Annotated in this window: 17 protein-coding genes; 5 read left to right on the top strand and 12 right to left on the bottom strand. The window is 50.5% G+C overall.

Annotation, left to right across the window (positions count from 1 at the left end):
* Nucleotides 1–25: 25 nt before the first annotated feature.
* Both KNP92_RS13155 and KNP92_RS13150 read right to left on the bottom strand, forming a co-directional pair.
* Nucleotides 26–670, bottom strand: coding sequence for a PspA/IM30 family protein (locus KNP92_RS13155; protein WP_214841257.1), 645 nt, complete (start codon nucleotides 668–670; stop codon nucleotides 26–28).
* A gap of 22 nt (nucleotides 671–692) precedes the next feature.
* Nucleotides 693–1,079, bottom strand: coding sequence for a lmo0954 family membrane protein (locus KNP92_RS13150; protein ID WP_214841255.1), 387 nt, complete (start codon nucleotides 1,077–1,079; stop codon nucleotides 693–695).
* A gap of 244 nt (nucleotides 1,080–1,323) precedes the next feature.
* Between KNP92_RS13150 and rsgA the strand changes: the two genes are divergently transcribed.
* A complete protein-coding gene (gene rsgA, locus KNP92_RS13145; RefSeq protein ID WP_214841248.1) occupies nucleotides 1,324–2,298 on the top strand; it encodes a ribosome small subunit-dependent GTPase A in 975 nt (324 codons plus the stop codon).
* A gap of 208 nt (nucleotides 2,299–2,506) precedes the next feature.
* Nucleotides 2,507–3,733: an NAD(P)-dependent malic enzyme gene (locus KNP92_RS13140; RefSeq protein ID WP_214841246.1), complete on the top strand. Its 1,227-nt coding sequence runs from the start codon at nucleotides 2,507–2,509 to the stop codon at nucleotides 3,731–3,733.
* A gap of 40 nt (nucleotides 3,734–3,773) precedes the next feature.
* On the opposite strand, the gene pflA is transcribed toward KNP92_RS13140, so the two are convergent.
* Both pflA and pflB read right to left on the bottom strand, forming a co-directional pair.
* Entirely contained in the window at nucleotides 3,774–4,490 is a 717-nt protein-coding gene (pflA, locus tag KNP92_RS13135) for a pyruvate formate-lyase-activating protein (RefSeq protein ID WP_214841244.1), read from the bottom strand.
* Between the two features lie 49 nt (nucleotides 4,491–4,539).
* On the bottom strand, nucleotides 4,540–6,786 hold the full coding sequence (gene pflB / locus KNP92_RS13130) for a formate C-acetyltransferase (RefSeq protein WP_214841242.1): 2,247 nt from the start codon (nucleotides 6,784–6,786) through the stop codon (nucleotides 4,540–4,542).
* 361 nt (nucleotides 6,787–7,147) lie between these two features.
* On the opposite strand from pflB, the gene KNP92_RS13125 reads away from it, so the two are divergent.
* Genes KNP92_RS13125 through KNP92_RS13115 form a run of 3 tightly spaced genes read left to right on the top strand, consistent with a single transcriptional unit; the run spans nucleotide 7,148 to nucleotide 9,429 of the window.
* Nucleotides 7,148–7,570, top strand: a complete 423-nt coding sequence (locus KNP92_RS13125) for a hypothetical protein (RefSeq protein WP_214841240.1) — start codon at nucleotides 7,148–7,150, stop codon at nucleotides 7,568–7,570.
* 54 nt (nucleotides 7,571–7,624) lie between these two features.
* Nucleotides 7,625–8,791, top strand: coding sequence for a DEAD/DEAH box helicase (locus KNP92_RS13120; RefSeq protein ID WP_214841238.1), 1,167 nt, complete (start codon nucleotides 7,625–7,627; stop codon nucleotides 8,789–8,791).
* Complete coding sequence (locus tag KNP92_RS13115) at nucleotides 8,788–9,429, top strand: hypothetical protein (protein ID WP_214841236.1); 642 nt, start codon at nucleotides 8,788–8,790, stop codon at nucleotides 9,427–9,429. The genes KNP92_RS13120 and KNP92_RS13115 overlap by 4 nt, the downstream gene beginning before the upstream one ends.
* Nucleotides 9,430–9,457: 28 nt before the next feature.
* Here KNP92_RS13115 and KNP92_RS13110 read toward each other — a convergent pair whose 3' ends face one another.
* From KNP92_RS13110 to KNP92_RS13075, 8 genes are all read right to left on the bottom strand, one after another.
* Nucleotides 9,458–10,561, bottom strand: a complete 1,104-nt coding sequence (locus tag KNP92_RS13110; protein ID WP_214841234.1) for a hypothetical protein — start codon at nucleotides 10,559–10,561, stop codon at nucleotides 9,458–9,460.
* A 9-nt stretch (nucleotides 10,562–10,570) separates the two neighbouring features.
* A complete protein-coding gene (locus KNP92_RS13105) occupies nucleotides 10,571–11,377 on the bottom strand; it encodes a hypothetical protein (RefSeq protein WP_214841227.1) in 807 nt (268 codons plus the stop codon).
* The gene (locus KNP92_RS13100; protein WP_214841225.1) at nucleotides 11,374–12,054 is read right to left on the bottom strand and encodes an ABC transporter ATP-binding protein; all 681 of its coding nucleotides are present in this window, start codon (nucleotides 12,052–12,054) and stop codon (nucleotides 11,374–11,376) included. Before KNP92_RS13100 ends, KNP92_RS13105 begins: the two co-directional genes overlap by 4 nt.
* Entirely contained in the window at nucleotides 12,032–12,424 is a 393-nt protein-coding gene (locus KNP92_RS13095; protein ID WP_214841223.1) for a GntR family transcriptional regulator, read from the bottom strand. The genes KNP92_RS13100 and KNP92_RS13095 overlap by 23 nt, the downstream gene beginning before the upstream one ends.
* Nucleotides 12,425–12,557: 133 nt before the next feature.
* On the bottom strand, nucleotides 12,558–13,163 hold the full coding sequence (locus tag KNP92_RS13090) for a kinase (RefSeq protein WP_260564092.1): 606 nt from the start codon (nucleotides 13,161–13,163) through the stop codon (nucleotides 12,558–12,560).
* Between the two features lie 54 nt (nucleotides 13,164–13,217).
* On the bottom strand, nucleotides 13,218–14,903 hold the full coding sequence (locus KNP92_RS13085) for a b(o/a)3-type cytochrome-c oxidase subunit 1 (RefSeq protein ID WP_251136592.1): 1,686 nt from the start codon (nucleotides 14,901–14,903) through the stop codon (nucleotides 13,218–13,220).
* Nucleotide 14,904: 1 nt separating this feature from the next.
* On the bottom strand, nucleotides 14,905–15,375 hold the full coding sequence (locus KNP92_RS13080; protein ID WP_214841219.1) for a cytochrome c oxidase subunit II: 471 nt from the start codon (nucleotides 15,373–15,375) through the stop codon (nucleotides 14,905–14,907).
* A gap of 21 nt (nucleotides 15,376–15,396) precedes the next feature.
* The gene (locus KNP92_RS13075; protein ID WP_251136608.1) at nucleotides 15,397–15,516 is read right to left on the bottom strand and encodes a cytochrome c oxidase subunit 2A; all 120 of its coding nucleotides are present in this window, start codon (nucleotides 15,514–15,516) and stop codon (nucleotides 15,397–15,399) included.
* Between the last annotated feature and the right edge of the window lie 129 nt (nucleotides 15,517–15,645).

The raw sequence follows: 15,645 nt of genomic DNA, 5'->3' as shown, positions 1-15,645 counted from the left end.
CTCGGACCATCGCTGAACCGTTGCGTCAGTCTTGTTTGAAACGACGCTCAAGTTCTTTCAGTTTTGCTTCGAAGTCATCCTCATCTGCCGAATCGATTGATTCTTCTGAAGTTGACTCTTTCTTTTCTTCCTCTTCTGTGAACGGATGCGATTTCGATGGATCTGCTCCAAAGATTTGGTCGAGCGCACCTTTCAACAAGTCCATGTTTTGACGCATCGCAAACTCGTACCGTTTGTTTTGCATTTCATCGAGCTTCAAGCGCATTTCAAGGGCGCGTCGCTCGAGGGCGTCGAGTTCCCGCGTTCCTTCATCGATCAAGCCTTCGAAATAACGGTATTGTTCCCCGTAATGCTTCGACTCGAGAGCGGCCCGTTCTGCCAACTTCTCTTCGCCTGCTTTTTTCGCCAATTCCGTCTGCTCATAGCGCTTATCGGCCATCTGTTTGGCGTCATCTCGTTTTGTCGCCAATTCGTCAAGCAACGTTTTTTGACGCTCGACGAGACGCTCCACCGACAACGCTTCTTTTTCAGCACCGCGGATATGACGGTTCAACTCGGCTTCGCCACTCGTACGCGGGGCTTCTTTGTCTTGATACTTCTTCATTTCTTTCGATATCTCTTTCGTCAACTCATTAGCTAAATCACGAAACTGGTCAAATGGTGTCTTCATCATCGTATCCTCCTTGTGAATCTTAGCGACGGTTTACAAACTTCTGCCAAACTTGGTCAAACGATTGAAAGCTACTTCTTCCACTCGCACGTGACCCGTCCGCATTAAAAATCTCGACATCCCGCTTTTGGTTGGCATACATCATATACCCTTTAAACAGGATCCATGCCACCAAAATTCCGATCAATGCCCAAATGTTCGACAATACAGTGAGTATCCCGACTACGGCGAGTATGCCGTAACCGATTTTCGCGCCGACATGTGTCACAGCCATGAATCTGACTCCAGCCCACAGTGCTAAGAGCGCCCCCAAACCAAATAAAATCATATTTGGTAAAAAGCCGATTAGAACGAGAACTAAAGAGATTGCGGCCACGATGAACAGCGCTTGCTTCACCTGGCGATTCATCTGTCATCCCTCCTCGTTAAGTACACTCTTATCATAATACGTTATTTTTCTTGGTGCGACGAGCGGAAGGCCTGTTTTCCCTCGGTCTGAAGACTGAGATGTTAGCGTTCTCAATCGATGTGGTATACTACTGCTATCGAACAACGAAAGGATGATGTTTTATGAGCACCCTAATCCATGCAGTACCGACCTTGTCAGCCAATCGGAGGGCGACTGTCCTCCACTACTAAAGGGAGGATTCTATTTGAATCAAACAATAAGCACAACGGGACGTGTCACGGCACAGTTCCAACATATGTACACAGTCACGACGGAGAACGAAACCTACACGTGTAGCGTATCCGGAAAATTTCGGCATGAGGCCGAGAGCGAGCGCGATTATCCCGTCATCGGTGACTATGTCGAATTCACCGTTCGCGAGCATGGTCAAGGCTTGATTCGACGTCTCCTTGAACGACGCACTGTCCTTTCACGGGCAGCGGCCGGCAACGAGACGCGCGAACAGCTGATCTGCGCGAACGTCGATTTCATTTTAATCACGATGGCGTGCGGCCACGACTTCAACCTGCGCCGCCTCGAGCGTTACTCGCTCGCCGCTTGGGAGACCGGCGCGACACCGCTCATCGTCTTGACAAAAAGCGATCAAGCCGATGATGTAGAGACACTTGTCGGCGACATCCACTTGACGGTCCCCGGAGTCGACGTCTTTCCTGTCAGTTCACTCACCGGGGATGGTGTCGAGTCGCTATGTATGGCTTTACCGAGTGGGAGCACGATTGCGCTCGTCGGTTCATCCGGTGTCGGCAAATCGACGCTCACGAACGCACTCGCCGGTGAGACGATTGCAACGACCCAAGCTGTCCGGGAACGGGATGAACGGGGCAAGCATACGACGACACATCGCGCGCTGTTCCAAATCGAGGATTTGTTCGTCATCGATACACCGGGTATGCGTGAGTTCGGTCTCTGGGACGGGGCTGATCATCTCGACGATACGTTCCGCGATATCGAAACGCTTGCGGATGCCTGCCGGTTCCGCGACTGCTCGCATCAAGCAGAACCAGGCTGTGCGGTTCGGCAAGCGATTGAATCGGGAACACTCGATGCGAAACGTTACCAAAGTTTCGTCAAACTCGAACGCGAACTTCGCTACGCCGAGAAACGACAAGCCGAGGCAGCTCGTATCGCTGAAAAGAAAAAACGGAAGACGAAAGCATAACGAATCGGGAGTCACGGAAATGACCGTGTCTCCCTCTTTTGATGGATGCAATTAGCACCATGTCCTATCATGAGTCCGACATTTGTGAACATCCGTTCAGAAATTGTTCCATCAAATGTGCACAAATCCCTCGAAAGAAAGCGGTTTCTCCGTTACAATGGACACGAATTGCCATAGACAAAATCGTTTTAGCCATAGGGAGAGAGATATGAAAACATTGAACGAACGCGCACTCGAGATGCATGCTTTCCATCACGGAAAATTAGAAACGACTCCGAAAGTCGAGGTCGACACGAAGGAGGCGCTCAGCCTCGCCTACTCGCCCGGTGTGGCCGAGCCGTGCCGACGTATCGCTGACGATAAAGAGCTGTCCTATGACTATACACTCCGAGCCAATACCGTCGCCGTCGTCTCAGATGGCAGCGCCGTCCTCGGTCTTGGAAATATCGGACCTGAGGCCGCCCTCCCGGTCATGGAAGGGAAAGCCGTATTGTTTAAAAGCTTCGCCGGCGTCGATGCGTTCCCAATCTGCCTCGACACGCATGACGTCGACGAGATCGTTCGAACGGTCGAACTGCTTGCTCCGACGTTCGGCGCGGTCAACCTAGAAGACATTAAAGCACCGGAATGTTTTGAGATCGAGTCTCGCTTAAAGCAATCGCTTCCGATTCCCGTCTTCCATGACGATCAACACGGCACGGCCATCGTCGTTTTGGCTGGTCTCGTCAACGCGCTACGCCTTGTCGACAAGACGATGCCTGAACTCCGCGTCGTCATGAACGGTGCCGGTGCAGCCGGTATCGCCATCGCCAAACTGTTGAAGCGATTCGGCGTCGAGGACCTCGTCATCTGTGACACGAAAGGCGCGATTTATGAAGGACGTGTCGAAGGGATGAACCCGTTCAAAGACCAAATCGCCAAAGCGACGAACAAGAAACAGCACGAAGGGTCGCTTTCGGACGTGCTCGAAGGGGCCGACGTCTTTATCGGCGTCTCGGCAGCCGGGGCGGTCACGGAAGAGATGGTCCATTCAATGGCCGTCGACCCAATCATTTTCGCCCTCGCCAACCCGGTCCCGGAGATTATGCCGGACCTCGCGACAAACGCCGGCGCCCGCATCGTCGCGACCGGTCGCTCGGACTTCGCCAACCAAGTGAACAACGTTCTCGCCTTCCCAGGTATTTTCCGTGGCGCGCTTGATGTTCGCGCGACCGAAATCAATGAGGAAATGAAGGAAGCCGCCGTCCACGCGATTGCCGACCTGTTGACAGAAGAAGATTTGGCGAACGGGGTCGTCATCCCGAGCCCGTTCGATGAACGCGTCGCACCGGCCGTCGCCGTCGCTGTTGCGAAAGCCGCTGTCGAAACAGGCGTTGCTAAACGCCCGCTCGATGAGGAAGCCATCCGGCTGCACGTGAGTCAAAAGCATCTGTAATCCAAAAACTGCGCAGACCATGACGGTCTGCGCAGTTTTTTTAAATCGTTCCTTGCAAAATCCCTTCCGCCCATTCAACTTCTTCCGACGTAGGCGGTTTAATCCCTTTAAGCGGGTAGTCAAGGCCGAGCGCCTCCCATTTATAGACGCCCATCTCATGGTACGGTAAGATTTCGACCTTCTCGACGTGGTCGAGTTTTCGAATGAACGCCGCGGTACGGCGGAGTGCGCCTTCATCGAGTGTCCATTCCGGGACGAGGACGTGGCGAATCCACATGTTCGTTCCGCGCTCGGATAAGTGTTCCGCGAGCGCGAGCGTGTTGACGTTGCTCCGTCCGGTCAGTTTCTTACACATCTCATCGTCGATATGTTTAATATCAAGCAAGACGAGATCGGTATGGTCCAAAATCGCGTCCAAGTTAGGGGGACGGAGTGCACCCGACGTGTCGAGTGTCGTATGAAGCCCGTGTTTCTTCGCTTCACGCAACAGCGCCTCTAAAAACTCCGGCTGTGCGAGCGGGTCGCCCCCAGAAATCGTGATGCCGCCTTTTGACGCTTCCATGAACGGACGATAGCTGAGCGCTTCTTGAATAACGTCCTCGGCCGAACGATGGTTATTCTTTTTGAAATCCCACGTGTCAGCGTTATGGCAATAGAGACAACGCAGCGCACAACCTTGTAAAAAGACGATAAAACGAATCCCCGGGCCGTCAACGGTTCCAAACGATTCGACCGAGTGTACATATCCCATTGTCATCGAAATGACCTCCTAACGAGTGAGCGGCATGAGCCGCTAAAGCCTTTGTTTACAATGAACCGTGGAACGTCCGGTTGATGACGTCAATCTGTTGCTCACGTGTCAACTTGATGAAGTTGACCGCGTAGCCTGAGACACGGATCGTGAGCTGTGGATATTCTTCCGGATGCTCCATCGCATCGAGCAACGTCTCACGGTTGAAGACGTTGACGTTCAAGTGATGGCCTTTATGTGCCCCGCCCATATAACCGTCAAGGAGTGCCGCTAAGTTGAGTTCACGGGCCACTTCTTCTTTACCGAGCGCTTTCGGGACAATCGAGAACGTGTATGAGATACCATCTTGCGCGTGTTCGAACGGAAGTTTCGCGACAGATGAGAGCGACGCGGCAGCCCCTTTCGTATCCCGGCCGTGCATCGGGTTCGCACCCGGTGCGAACGGTTCGCCGGCGCGGCGGCCGTCCGGTGTGTTCCCGGTCTTCTTGCCGTAGACGACGTTCGATGTGATTGTCAAGACCGACTGCGTATGGAGCGCGTCACGGTATGTTTTATGCTTGCGTACTTTTTGCATGAACGATTCAACGAGTTCGACGGCGATTGCATCGACACGGTCGTCGTTGTTGCCGAATTTCGGGAAGTCGCCTTCTGTCTCGAAGTCGATAGCAATGCCTTGTTCGTTTCGGACCGGTTTCACCGTCGCATACTTGATGGCGGAAAGACTGTCAGCTGTGACCGAGAGGCCGGCGATCCCACATGCCATCGTCCGTAAAATTTCTGGGTCGTGGAGCGCCATTTCAATCCGTTCGTACGCATATTTGTCATGCATGAAGTGAATGACATTGAGCGTGTTGACGTATAGTTCAGCGAGCCAATCGAGCGTCCGGTCAAAGTCGGCGTACACTTTTTCGTACGTGAGGACGTCTTCCGTGTTCATCTCCCAAGCCGGTGCGATTTGGTCGCCGCTCTTCTCATCGCGTCCCCCGTTCATGCTGTAGAGGAGTGCTTTCGCCATGTTGGCGCGGGCGCCGAAAAATTGCATCTGTTTCCCGATCTTCATCGGCGACACACAGCAGGCGATGCCATAATCGTCACCGAACGTCGGAAGCATGAGATCATCGTTTTCATATTGGATGGCCGACGTCTCAATCGACATCTTCGCACAGTATTGTTTGAACCCTTCTGGCAATTTCGTCGACCAGAGCACCGTCAAGTTCGGCTCAGGAGCCGGGCCGAGGTTTGAGAGGGAATGCAAGAAGCGGAACGAGCTCTTCGTCACGTTCGAGCGACCGTCTTCACTCATGCCTCCGATTGACTCGGTCACCCATGTCGGGTCACCTGAGAACAGTTCATTATAGTCTGGCGTCCGTAAAAACTTGACGATTCGAAGCTTCATAATGAAGTGATCGACGATTTCTTGGACATCCGACTCCGTCAATCGACCGGCTTCGATGTCACGCTCAGCATAGACGTCGAGGAACGTCGAAACGCGTCCGAGTGACATAGCTGCACCGTTTTGTTCTTTGACCGCAGCGAGATAGGCGAGGTACACCCATTGGTACGCCTCTTGTGTATTTTCCGCCGGCCGGCCGAGGTCAAACCCGTACGCCGTACCGAGTTGTTTCAATTCTTGAAGCGCTCGGAGTTGTTCCGACATCTCTTCGCGTGTGCGGATGTCGGCTTCAGATAAGAAGCCACCACGGTTTGCCAAATCTTTCTTCCGTTCAGCCATCAAGAAGTCGACACCATAGAGAGCGACGCGGCGATAGTCTCCGATGATGCGTCCGCGTCCATACGCGTCAGGAAGACCGGTGATGATCCCGGATTTCCGAGCTGCACGCATTTCAGGCGTATACGCATCGAAAACGCCTTGGTTGTGCGTTTTCCGAATGTCCGAATAAATCTTGGTAATCTGTGGATCCGGCTCGAACCCGTACGATTCGAGGGCCGCATCGACCATCCGAATCCCGCCGTTCGGGTGGATTGAACGTTTGAACGGCTCATCCGTCTGAACGCCGACGACTTTTTCTAACGCTTTGTCTAAGTATCCTGGTCCGTGCGAGATGATGGTCGATGGGGTATGTTGATCAACATCCCAAACCCCGCCACGTTCTCGTTCTTGTTTCGTCAATTCCATCACATGCGCCCAAAGACGATTTGTCGCCTCTGTCGGGCCTGCCAAGAAACGGTCGTCTCCTGTATACTCGTGCCGGTTCAATCGAATAAACTCCCCGACGTTCACTTCCGTCGTCCATTGACCAGGAACAAATCCTGACCACGCTGATTTGATTTCGGTTGCCATGGTTGGTCACTCCTCATAGGTTGAGATAACTGCCTGCTTTCTATAATATGAGTGTACGTGAAAAAGTGAACAAGATGTATTACGAACTTGTGAATGTTGTAACAATCTAATGAACGTTGATATCCCTCGCTTTTTGTAAGCGCTTCACCATCTGTTATACCGTACCTTCTAACTAATTTGAAACAGGTGATGCCCGCCACGACTTATGTTTCACTCTATCTGTACTCATCATGAATATCTGTGACAAAGTATACAGTTTCATGCGTGATATCCCTCACACTCCGGGGATAGAACTTGAATTTTTGACGCATTTCAGACACAATGAAGGCAGAACATTGTAGAAGAGGAAGGGGTTCTTCCCATGACGTATGAACCATTGACACCCGAACACGACTTAAAAGTCGGGGACCGGATTTCACTTAAAGTCGATTCAGCTGGAGAATCGCGTGACGGATTCATCACAGAATTTGAAGATGCAGGATTTTGGATTCGTTTCGATGATGACATCGAGAATGAAGATTTCATCGATTATCGAGACAGTTTGCTCGTCACACTCGTCGCGCGCCCGCTTGACGTGATCGAGACACATCCTGAATTGAAGCCGTATGAGCAGCTAGTAGCGGAGTTACAGTACCGCGTCTATCAAGGATTTACACTCGAAGGCATTGAACGGACAGCCGACGGGATGGATGTGCACATTTCGCTCATCGAAGACGGCCAAACGTATACGCAGACACTCCGCTCGTCATTTGACGGCGACACTGAACATGTTCGTTATATTTGAGACAGGGAGCGCTTATGCTTCCTTTGTTTTTGCCCAACGATAAGGAGAACTGATATGAACTTTACAAAGCCATTTATTAATGAAGCCTGGGAACGCCTCGGCTTCAATGAACCGATGCCGGTCCAAGCGGAAGCGTTCCCGCTCTTGCTAGACGGCAAAGACGTGACCATCGAGGCGCCGACCGGCACCGGAAAGACGCTCGCTTATTTGCTACCAGCGATTGAAAAAATCGACCCGACGAACGAACGCATCCAAGTCGTCATCGTCGCTCCAACACGGGAACTCGTCATGCAGATTCAAAACGTCGCGCAGCGCTTCACAGAGAAAGGTGATGTCCGGATCGGCTCATTCATCGGTGGGGTTGAGCTGAAGCGTCAAATCGACCGCTTGAAGAAAAAACCGCATTTGATTGTCGGGACGCCGGGACGTCTCGTCGAATTGATTGAAAAGAAAAAATTGAAGTTGCATGAGACGCACACTGTCATTCTCGATGAAGCGGATCAAATCATCGACAGCGGACTCACTGAGACTGCAGAACGCATCATCAAGCATACAGCAGCAAATCGTCAAATCGCCCTCGTGTCGGCGACATTGACAGACTCGTTAACGGACTGGGCCGCACCATTTTTGAACGAACCGGCTCACATCAAAATCGAGCGGGCCGTGAATAACCAAGTGACGTACGGCTACATGTTGACGACGCGCCGCTATAAACCGGAACTACTCCGTCGTCTGTCTCACGTCGACGGTGTCAAAGCGCTCGCGTTCATCAACAACCGCTCGTTCTTGCCTCCGTTAAAAGGAGAGCTCGAAAAAATGAACGTGAACTATCGGATGCTCGACAGCTTAAAAGGGAAACGGGAACGCGTCGAGACGCTCCGGGAATTCCGCAAAGGCGAGTACCCGCTCCTCATTACGACGGGCCTTGCCGCTCGTGGCCTTGACATCGAAGAAGTGACGCACGTCGTCCATTTCGACTTGCCCGAGTCGATTGACGACTTCATTCACCGCTCTGGCCGGACGGCTCGTGGAAATGCCGCTGGGACTGTCCTCTCTCTCGTGACCGATGAGGACTTGAAGCACTTGAAGGCGTTCGCCCGTCAACTCGGTGTTGAGTTGAAGGAGCTCGAGATTTACCGCGGCGATGTCATCGAGAAACGAATCGAAGACAAACCGAAAGTCGTCAAGCGTCCCGCGAACAAGCGAGGACCAAGACGATGAAAAAAGACCGGAAAGTGATTCCATTCCCATTGCTTGTGGAAGAGTCCGAATTGCTGGCCGAACTGAAAAAGTTGTATGAGCAGGCAGCACTCGCACGAAGCACACAATGGACGAACTATATTCAAGAAATCGCCTCGGAAGGCACATGGCATTTAAAAGACGCCGAACTGTTCCGCGATCTGTTCATCGATTGGGCCGTCTTCTTTGAGACGGACGAGGACGGGATGACACCGCACGGTCGCTATTTGGCGGATCATAAAGCAGATATGTCCCCGGCCCTGTATCATGCGCTCCGCGGGCTCGCCGTCCCTCGCTGTTCGGTCTTTGAAGTGACCGAGAACGGTCTTCGCGACTGGGAAACGAAAGAAACATACGTGGTCAACCTCCCTGAGAAGCGGGAGCTCGGTGACATCATGCTCGGGAAGTTGCTCGACATTCGCGGCAGCTGGCGTTTCGGATCGGCGTTCCTCGCCCTCCCGAAAAAGATGGCGGGTAACGTATCCGATTTATATATCGATTTCACAGACGAGGTCGGCCCGGGTGCGTTTCTTGACCAGTTCCCCGAGTTTTGTGCGGAACTGATTGATTTGTTGCTCGATTTAGAAGAAGGCGTCATCATTCCGAAACCATCAAAATAACCGAGAGGCGGTCGCCTCTCGGTTATTTTTATCTCACATAAAATGTAGCATGATTGAGCATCGCTTTCGCTTCATCATTTTCAGCTAAAACCGTCGCACTCGAGATTTGTTCGCCGTCTTCGTACACATCGATGATGACCCCATCTTTTATGGAGCGAACCTGATAAAGTAGGTTGTCTAAGTAGTATGCCTCTTTGACTGAACCTTCCAGTGTTTTTCTCGTCGTCTGTTTCAACGTATTTAAATCAATGACCACTTCATCTCCCTCAGCGGTTAAAGCAATCAATTCATTATCAACTATCGTAGATGTCCAAAACTCCTTATCTGATAGCAACTTGACAACTTGACGTTCTTTCGTATCATATGCATATAATCCAGATAAATCTGTTTGATTATAAGATGTTTGTCCATATTCTATGACCGACTCATATCCTCCTACCCCAACAGGTACAAATCGAGTATCCTGCTTTTCCATCAACATGTTCGTATTATAAAATCGATTTGTTCCAAACACATGTGAAACGAACCCTTTATCCATTTTTATCTCTGAGACTGTGACATCATTCATTGCTTCATTAAACGTCGCGAGCATCGTCCGTTCTTCCCCGTCATGCCCTTCACGATAAATTAAATTTAATTCATTTTTTTGAACAAATAACCCTGCCCAAAATCCTGTAATAACATCAGAAATTTGACTATCTTTCCCTTCAAATGTGTAAGTAGATATGCTCTCTCCATCAAGTTGTTTAAAGACGACTAGCTCGTCATTCCCTCGTTGTCCGATACCAAGGAAACCTCGACCGGTTTGAATCGATTGAGCGAACGTCAAACGATTCATTTGTCGATGGATTTTACGTTCATCCCCGCTCAATCGTTCTCGATAACGAAGCCCTTCTTCGAAATAACTCAAATTCGTCGTCGGACGACTTTCTTCCAATGTAACTTCAAACTGTTTATTAACAGCATCTTGCATACTATAACTGACATCAACTGTTCTGTCTTTCCAAACCGTCGGATTTGATCCGACTTTAAGCACCCACTCTGCAGTCGTTTCTGTCGCGTTTACTGCAAACGTGCCCAATCCAATCACAATGATGGCTCCAAGAGCAATCACGTTCCAAATTCGTTTCATCTCGTCACCTCACACATTCAATTTCTTTGTCAAATAGTGTCGGATCATCCAGACCGTCATAAAGAACATACTGACTAATACGCCTCCGATAAATAAAAGCGTTTCATCATAAATTAAGCGTTTTTCTATAAAAAAGTATCCAATAATCGGGACGGCCAAAATACCTACAAGTTTCAAACCAGCGAACACAGATGCCCAAATTGTGTGTTGCCAAAGACTTCGTTCAATTAATACAAACGTAAAAATAAACAAAATGACGAGGACAATTACTATTTGATGTACGAAAAAGTTGAATAGTGAGGCTGGAAACATGATTGCTAACGCTCCATCGAAGCTAATGGCCCGCTCAAAAGAGCCGCTAATCGGCATCATTTGTGAATTGAACCAATTTGTGAACGCTATGTACTCAATCTTTAATACAATCCACTGAATCGAAAACAGTCCGAGTACCATCAACATCATCGTGAAAAGTTTCGCAGTGAAGACGAACATCCGCTGTTGCGGAATCATCAACAACCGCATCATGAACGTACCACGGCCTTGGAAGTCGCGATACCAAATCCAAAAGCTATACATGAGCATCGCCGTGACGGCAAATCCAATCGACAAGATGAATGGGGTGCCCCCGATATAATTACTAAACGTCAACACATAATCCGGCGTCCCGGTACGACGCATCTCTTCATAAAACGCTGTCTCGCTCCATAAGAAATAACCAAGCCATGCGAACTGTGTGACGACGAGCAGTGAAATCAAAATGAGGTATGGTTTTGTCACCCGTTCGACTTCCCATCCGACTAACTTTAATAAATTCATGCCCCGTACTCCTCTCTCATGACATCGACAATCGACTTACCGTGAATGAAACGGACGTCCTCGACGTCGAACTCACGAACGATTCGTCCTCGGTTCAAGATGACGGCCTTGTCGACCAAATATTCGATATCGTCAATCTCGTGCGTCGTAATCAACACGCCTCGGTTTTCCATCAAATCACTCGAAAACAACTCGACGATCTGTTCTTTTGAGAACACGTCGATCCCTGAAAACGGCTCGTCGAGCAATAAATAGTCCGGATCTTGCGCGATGCCGAGCGCCAAGTTCACTTTCGCGAGTGTCCCTTTCGACAGCTCGTTTAACTTGTCTTCTAGGAACAGCTTGAACTCATCGACGAGACGGGCAAACAGTTTCGAATCGAATTTTGGATAAAAGTCGCGCATGAACGCCTCACACTGCTCGATCGTGAAGTGAATCGGAAACGTCGAGTGATCCGGAACGAACGCCACGCGATTCAAATCGAGCGGTTCCCCATCGACGAGCACCGTGCCCCGGTCGAACGGAGTGAGGCCCATGATGCCTTTCAAAATCGTAGATTTCCCAGTACCGTTCAATCCGATCAAACACGTGATTTCCCCTTTTTGAGCCGTGAATGACACGTCTTCAAGCACTTGTTTCTTGCGGTAACGTTTCTTAACTCCCAGTACTTCGATCATCGAGATTCTCCTCCCCGTATTGTCGTTTGATTTTATCAACGAGCTCATCCATCGTGACGTCGAGCTCTTGAATCGATTCAACGAAGACAGCGACCGCTTCGTCAACTAGTTCCGTGCGGATTCGTTTTAAAATGTGTTCATCGGTCGTGACGCGGCTCGGCCGGTTCCGTTCGGTCGTAATCAATTGTTGTTCCTCCATTTCTTTGAACGCCTTTTGAACAGTGTTCGGATTGATTTTCAGTTCGGTCGCGAGCTCGCGCCGGGACGGCATTTCTTCACCCGCCTGCAATTCTCCGAGCGCCATCTTCTTTTTGAAGTAATCGACGACTTGGATATAGACGGGGGCTCTCGTGTTAAATTGAATGATCATAGGCCACCTCTCTAAGTGTATGATGCGACTAATACACTATCTGACTGTATTATCAATGTAATACACTTCACTGTCAACAATTATTTGTAAAAACTATCCAACAAAAAAACGCATCCACTTGAATATGGATGCGTCAATCCGCATGAACGATATGATCGGCCTTCGCCTTTGGATTGATGGTCTTCACATAGTGCGCTTCGCCCGGCCAATAGCGTCGTGTATACTTGTCAAGCCGTTCCGCTAAGTCGCCGATGTAAGTATCGCGATGTAATGCCCGCTCATACCGGACTTCTCGAGGGCAGTCGAGATACACGATATAGTCAAAATATCGTCGCCATTCGTCACGCAGTAAAAAGATGCCTTCAATCAATACGAGTGCGTTCGGTGCGATTTCCACCGTTCGGTTGATGACCTCATCTCGGTCGCGCTCATAATAAGGCAATGTCAACTTCGTTTTCCCCTCCTGTAGCGGCTTGAACAATGTCTTCACGAGCAAGTCGACGTCCCATTGGAGCGCATAATATTCCATCGCCTCCGACTCGCCTGTTCCGTATCGTTTGGACCGCTCGACGATGAAGTCATCGATATGAAAGACGACTACATCTTTTGAAAGGTCGCGTAACTGCTCGACCATCGTCGTCTTTCCCGACCCGCTCAGCCCATCGATTGCGACGATGAAGGGTTTTCCCGCTGAATGTTTGGTGTATGCCTGATTTATGTTTTTCCGAAGGATGTTCACCTTCCCCACTCCTCTCACGAAAAAGCCAGCCCTCACATGAGGGCTGACTTCAGTTTACCAGAGCACCCAACCGCGTGCGCCAGGTGGCGCACTTTCAATCAAGTGCCAAATCGGAATCGTATAAGCGAACGCAATCAAGACAAACGTGACGGTGATCCAAAGCTTCCAGTTCTCGAAGAAGCGCGGCGTCTCCATCGCGGCCTCTTCCGTCTCGGCGAGCGGGAACTCTTCCTCTCCTTTCGGTGCGAGGAACGATAAATTGAACATCGAGTAGACGAAGATGAGGACCGAGAGTAAGAGGATTGTCCCACCAATTGCCATGGCGATATGGTACGGAATCCATTCCCGCGTGAGCGCGTCCGAGAAATATGTCGCCGGACCGGTTCGTCGCGGGTTCCCTTGGAGTCCTGAGATATGCATCGCATATGACATAATCGACATCCCGAACGCCCATGTTGCCGTTTGAAGTAATCCAAGGCGGTTCATCGCTTTCGTGAGGGTACGACCACGTAGGACAGGGACGAGCCAATACGCGGTTCCGAAGAACGTCAAGGCGACAGCCGTACCGACCGTGATATGGAAGTGACCGGTCACCCACAATGTGTTGTGCACCATCGCGTTCAATTGATGGGAAGCGTTGATGATGCCGCCCGCACCCGCCGGAATGAAGAACAGCATGCCGACGAACGGTGCGAGGAAGCGGACGTCACTGTACGGCATCTTCTTCACCCAGCCGAATAAGCCGCGAGCACCGAGGGTACGTCCCCGAAGTTCAAACGTCGCAAAGAGCGAGAACGCGGTCATGAACGATGGGATGACGACGAGGAACGTCAAAATGACTTGGACGAACTTCCAGAACGGATCGATTCCAGGCTCCGTCAATTGATGGTGGAAGCCGACCGGGAACGAGAACAACAAGAATAACAGGAATGCCATTCGAGCGAGGGCATCCGAGAAGATCTTCCCACCGATGACTTTCGGCACGACCGTATACCAGACGATATAGGCCGGCATGAGCCAAAAGTAAACGAGTGGATGGCCGAAGTACCAGAACAGTGTCCGCGACAACTCGATTCCGACCGTATCTGTCCATCCGAGCGAGAGCGGGAGCAATTGGAACAAGATTGTCCCTGCGACACCGAGCGTGGCGATGACCCAAAGGAGCATCGTCATAATACTCATGAACGCCGGAAGTGGAGGGTGAATCCCTGGATTCTCTCGCTTGTAGTCCGCGTACATTCGGAACATGGCGAACGCCGAGAGCCACGTCCCGACGACGAACAAGACGAGACCGATATAAAACACCGGATCGGCCATGAGCGGCGCGTAAAATGTATAGAGCACCGTCGCCTTATTGGCGAGTACCATAATCGTGACGAGCACCGCACCGGCGATAATCATCCAAAAACCGAGCCAGGCGAGGCGTGTCGGGAAGGCTTCGAACCGTCCGAACGACTTGGCGAGCAGCGCATAAAGAAGACCGATAATGAACATCGTTGTAAAGACAAGACCGAGCATGATGCCGTGCGCGGTCAACAGTTGATAATAACCGAAGATTTCCGGAATGACACCGGTTCGAATCAATGTCTGCATGAGTCCCGCCAACCCACCGATTAAGACGGCAAGGACCGAGATGACGACGTGGGCATAGGCGAGGCGTGCTTCTTTAACACCGATACTCGGTACCGGCACACCCCGTTCCATTTCCCACTGTTTTAATTTCGAAGCTACGTCGTTCATGTTACTCCACCACCTTAATTTTTGTCGACATCATATGATGACCGGTCCCACAATATTCGTTACAAAGGATTAGAAATTCTCCTGTTTCTTTAAACGTATACGTGAGTGAGTTGATATGACCCGGTACGACCATCATGTTGACCGGTGTCCCGACGAGCTGGAAGCCGTGGACGACGTCAGGTGACGTGACGAGGAACGTCACTTTCGCACCCTTTGGAATCTCGACGTTACCTGGTGTGAACGTGAACGCTTGGGCAACCATGACGAGCTCGTATTCGTTGTCCCCGATTTTGTGTAAGCCCGGATTGTCGAACGGCGCCGTCTGATGGACGGTGGCCGGATCGATCAAGTCGGCATCAGAAGCCGGTTGATTCCCTGCTGCAAATGCAGAAATGCCAAGGACGGTCAAGAAGACGCCTAATAATATGATGCCGAAACCTAACCAATATTTTTCAAGTTTATGAATATGCAATGTCTGTCACTCCTTTCTGAATTATCGTGTAAGGAATAAGTAAAAGACCGACGACCACATGGCGATGATGACGCCCGCGACGATCATGACTGATGTGAACGTGCCTCTCAAGTCTGGCTCTTTCCCATTATTTTTATCCACGTGAAGCACCCCTTTCCGCTTTGTTTTCCACCTTCATTGTATGAAATCGAATCCCTATTAATATGTGACTTTTATCACTCGAAAAGTGACAATCACATCATTTTTGCTTAGTTTCAACACATAAAATTC

The sequence above is a fragment of the Exiguobacterium sp. s122 genome (genome assembly GCF_018618475.1).
Taxonomy (GTDB): Bacteria; Bacillota; Bacilli; order Exiguobacteriales; family Exiguobacteriaceae; genus Exiguobacterium; species Exiguobacterium himgiriensis.
The sequence above is the reverse complement of the archived record's forward strand: the minus strand, read 5'-3'. Positions and strand labels throughout refer to the sequence as shown.

Coding starts and splice junctions, on each gene's coding strand:
- KNP92_RS13125 (WP_214841240.1), top strand. CDS start 7,148: ATGACGTATGAACCATTGACACCCGAACACGACTTAAAAGTCGGGGAC.
- KNP92_RS13100 (WP_214841225.1), bottom strand. CDS start 12,054: ATGATCGAAGTACTGGGAGTTAAGAAACGTTACCGCAAGAAACAAGTG.
- KNP92_RS13155 (WP_214841257.1), bottom strand. CDS start 670: ATGAAGACACCATTTGACCAGTTTCGTGATTTAGCTAATGAGTTGACG.
- KNP92_RS13095 (WP_214841223.1), bottom strand. CDS start 12,424: ATGATCATTCAATTTAACACGAGAGCCCCCGTCTATATCCAAGTCGTC.
- KNP92_RS13120 (WP_214841238.1), top strand. CDS start 7,625: ATGAACTTTACAAAGCCATTTATTAATGAAGCCTGGGAACGCCTCGGC.
- KNP92_RS13110 (WP_214841234.1), bottom strand. CDS start 10,561: ATGAAACGAATTTGGAACGTGATTGCTCTTGGAGCCATCATTGTGATT.
- KNP92_RS13150 (WP_214841255.1), bottom strand. CDS start 1,079: ATGAATCGCCAGGTGAAGCAAGCGCTGTTCATCGTGGCCGCAATCTCT.
- KNP92_RS13140 (WP_214841246.1), top strand. CDS start 2,507: ATGAAAACATTGAACGAACGCGCACTCGAGATGCATGCTTTCCATCAC.
- pflA (WP_214841244.1), bottom strand. CDS start 4,490: ATGACAATGGGATATGTACACTCGGTCGAATCGTTTGGAACCGTTGAC.
- KNP92_RS13085 (WP_251136592.1), bottom strand. CDS start 14,903: ATGAACGACGTAGCTTCGAAATTAAAACAGTGGGAAATGGAACGGGGT.
- pflB (WP_214841242.1), bottom strand. CDS start 6,786: ATGGCAACCGAAATCAAATCAGCGTGGTCAGGATTTGTTCCTGGTCAA.
- KNP92_RS13105 (WP_214841227.1), bottom strand. CDS start 11,377: ATGAATTTATTAAAGTTAGTCGGATGGGAAGTCGAACGGGTGACAAAA.
- KNP92_RS13115 (WP_214841236.1), top strand. CDS start 8,788: ATGAAAAAAGACCGGAAAGTGATTCCATTCCCATTGCTTGTGGAAGAG.